Source organism: Nocardiopsis sp. CC223A, from assembly GCF_030766825.1.
In the GTDB taxonomy this organism is placed as follows: domain Bacteria; phylum Actinomycetota; class Actinomycetes; order Streptosporangiales; family Streptosporangiaceae; genus Nocardiopsis.
In genome coordinates this window covers 1-3,681 of record NZ_JASFDV010000159.1, presented here as the reverse complement: position 1 = coordinate 3,681, position 3,681 = coordinate 1, and the positions used below count along the sequence as shown (strand labels likewise).

Here is a 3,681-nt window from a genome sequence, read left to right as displayed (position 1 = left end):
CCAGGGGGTCGCGGTCGGCGGACGGCCCGCCGGGTTCCCCGCCGGCGGTGTCCGGGGGGTCTGCGGGACCGTCGTCGGCCGTGGCGTCGAGCAGGGACACCACCGACAGCAGGTGCAGGCAGCGCGGGGAGAGCAGGCAGGTGCACGCGGCCTGGCCGGGGTCGGTGAGGTCGGCGCCGGTGAGGGTGACGGTCTCGCCGCCCGCGGCGACGGTCCACGTTCCGTCCCCCCGGGTCCAGGCCCACTCGGCGGCGGCGCGGGGCGCGGCGTCGAGTTTGCGGCGCACCCGGGCGGGTGCCGCCTCCACCAGGGCCGCGAGCAGCTCGGGGGCGATCCGGGGCCGGTCGGTCATCGGGGATCCTTCCAGGGTGGTCAACCGCGCACCTTCTCCCCGATCCACGCCGCCAGTTCCTCCGGGCCCAGTGCCGCCACCGGCATCCCGGCGGCGGCGAAGGAGGAGGCGATCGCGCGGTTGTACACGGGCGCGCCGCCGTGGTCCAGGGCCGCCAGGCCCAGCAGGTGGACCCCGCTGGAGGCCAGGGCCCGGACCTCGGCCAGGGTGCGGCCGAGGCTGCCGCCCTCCTCGAAGTCGGTGATGAGGGCGACGATGGTGCGGCCGGGCACGCGCACCGCGGAGCGGGTGTGCGCCAGGGCCGCACCGATGTCGGTGCCGCCGCCCACCGCGACCTCCAACAGCAGGGCCAGGGGATCGTGGACCCGGTCGGTGAAGTCGATGACCTCGGTGGAGAACGCGGTCAGGGAGACGCTCAGCGCGGGCAGGCCGTGCAGGATCGCGGCGACCAGGGCGGCGTGGATCGTGGAGCGCTCCATGGACCCGGAGACGTCCACGACGATGTGCACGTGCCAGTCGGCGCTGCGCCGGGCCCGGGTGGCGAACACCGGCCGTTCGGGGAGCAGCAGCGGTCCGTCCGGGCCGGGGCGGACGGTGTGCAGGTTGGCGCGGACGGTGCGGCCCAGGTCCAGGCGGCCGCCCCGGCGGCGGGTGGGCCGGGGCACGGACAGGCCGGTCAGCGCGGGGCGCAGGCGGCGGGCGAGTTCGGCGGTGAGGCGGTCGGTGAGGCGCTTGACCAGCGGGCGCAGCCGGGCCAGGCGCGCCTCGGGCAGGGCCCCGGCCAGGGAGAGGACCTGTTCGAGGAGGTCGACCGAGGGGGTGACGGTGTCGGGGTCCAGGTGGTCGAGGACGTCGGTGCGGCCGCGTTCGGCGGCCCGGCCCAGGACCTCCTCGCGCACGGTGGCGCCGAAGAGGGCTTCGAGTTCGTCGGACCACTCCCGGGCCGCGGGTTCGGGGCGGCCGCGGCCGCCGGTGGGGTCCTGGGACCCCTCGCCGTGGCCGTGCCCGTAGAGCTCGTCCAGGGCGCGGGCCGCCCGCCGCACGGGGGCGTCCCCGCTGTGCGGCTCACGGCCGAGCACGAGCCGCCAGCGGTCGGCGGCACCGATGGCGCGGGCTCCCGAAGTCGCCGAAAGCGGGGCTGTGGACGACCGGCCCGGGGCCCCTTCGCCGGGGCAGACTGAAATATGTCCGCCCCCTGTGGAGGAGGTCTCCGTGTCCCCGACCGTGGACGTGTCCGTCGTGTTCCCCCGCTGCTCCCGTTCCCCCGCGCCGCCGGAGCCGGTTGCGTCGTCCGCCCCGGACGGCGTGTCCTCCGGGTCCGCGGGGACACCGTCCGTGCCACCCGTCACGGCGGAACCGTCCCCGTTCGCGCTCGGGCCCCGCCGGACGGCCCCGACCGGATCGGCGGCGGTGGCCGTGTCCGGGCCGGGCCGGGCGACCCCCTCCGAACGAGTGGTCCCCCCTGCGGGGCCGCCCCCGGCCGGGCGGGCCCCGGTCTCGGCTCGGGTGTCCTGGATCGCCGTGGCGGCGAGGTCGGTGAGGAAGGCCGGGAGGAGGGTGCTCACGGCGGTGCGGGCGATGCTGTCGGCATCGGTCAGCGCGGTGGCCAGGGCCGCGGGCACGGTGAGATCCGTGTCCACTTCGCCCAGGCGTTCGGTGACTGCGTCCAGAAAGCGGCCGCGGGCCGCGGTGGACAGTGCGTCGAACCCTTCGCGCAACGCGGGCAGCCGGCCGAGGAAACCCGCGTCGTCCCAGCCCTCCACGCGTTCGGTGAGGGTGTCCAGCAGTGCGGGGTCGGCTTCCAGCACCGGGGCGGCCACCACCAGCGCGCCGGTGAGCCGACGGGCCAGGGCCGTGCCGTCGGAGGCGTCGTCGGCCCACCCGGCCAGGCGGGCGGCGGCCTCCCCGGGCCCGGTGGCCTCGAACAGGAGCAGCGCGGCCAGGGCGGCGCCCTGGGCCAGCGGGCCGCCTTCGGCGAGCAGCGACCGCAACTGCCACAGCAGCCGGTGGGGGCCGACCGCGCCGGGCAGTGCCGCCTGGTCCTGGACCATCCGCACCACCCGCAGCAGGGACTCGGCGTCGTCCCTTCCGGCGGCGCCCGCCATGCCCGGTACGGAGGCGATGGCGGCCTCCGCCAGCCGGGAACGCAGTCGCACCAGGGACTCGGGGGCCTCGGGCAGGCCGGGGACCCGGCCGGCGACGATCCGCTGGAGACGGTCGTGCAGGGTGACGGCGTCGGTCAGACCGGCCCGGGGCAGCACCTCGTCGAGGATCCGGGCGCCCAGCTCGGTGACCAGGTCGGGCAGGGCGCACTCGGCGGCCCGGGTGAGCAGGTCCCCGGCGAGTCCGGGGGTGAGTTCGCCCTCGTGGTCGCGCAGCCGGGCGGCCATCCGACCACGCGCGGCCTGCTCCAGTGTGGTGCCGTAGCAGGCGGCCAATTCCAGCGTGGCCTCGGTGGAGGGGGTCCAGCGGGCTTCCCAGGTGCGGCCCAGGGTCTCGCCGTCGGTGGTGGGGCCGGTGCCCGCCACGGGGTCGGCGTAGGCGATGCCCGCGGCGGACGCGCGTTGCAGCGCGATGTGCCGATCGCGGTCCAGCGGGGAGCGCTCGGGGTCCAGGCGCAGTTCACGCCGGTCGTCGTCGGGGCCGGGCAGTCGCAGTCGGGCGACCAGCGCGGCGACGTGCACGCCCAGCCCGGAGGCGGGGGCGGCCGGGGCCGGTCGGCCGCGCCGGGTGCCGATGAGTTCGCTGCGGGCGGCGCGGGCCAGGGCCCGGGCGCGCCCCAGCGGCTCGCCCTGGGCCAACGCGGTGGTGAGCGCCTCGATGAGCTCGCGGCGCCCCGGTGCGGGCAGACCGCGCAGGGCGGCGAGGTCGCGGGCCAGACGGTAGGCGGCCGCGGTGTCGGGGACACCGCACACGTGGCCGGCGGTGCGCATCCGGGCACCGATGCCCGCCAGGCGGCGGATCGCGGCCTCCTCCACCCGGTGGGGTGCGCCGCCCGCCGCGTACACGTCCTGCTGCCACTCGGGATCGCGGATCCCGGCCGGGTAACCCGACCGGGAGTCCAGGAGGGCGAAGGTGTAGGGGATGAGGGCGCTGATCACGCCGTCGGTGTGCTCCCCTGGCGCGGGGACGGGCACCTCCCCGGCGGCGGGCAGGTCGATCGGGCTCTCCGGTACCGCCAACGACGCCGCCGTCCCGGTCGCGGGGGACGGGGAGCGGGCGCCGATGGCCGCGGAGTCGGTGGCGAGGCGGTGGTGCAGGGCGGCCCGGGCGGAGTCGGGCAGGAGGGCGGCGGCGTGATAGGAGCCCACGACGGCGGCCGGGCGGGC

Annotated in this window: 1 protein-coding gene and 1 pseudogene; both read right to left on the bottom strand. The window is 77.8% G+C overall.

Annotation, left to right across the window (positions count from 1 at the left end):
* Positions 1-352 (bottom strand): annotated as a pseudogene (locus QJS33_RS31025) (SWIM zinc finger family protein); the annotation flags it as partial.
* Between the two features lie 20 nt (positions 353-372).
* On the bottom strand, positions 373-3,681 hold a 3,309-nt coding region (locus QJS33_RS31020; protein ID WP_306371630.1), incomplete at its 5' end, for a DUF5682 family protein.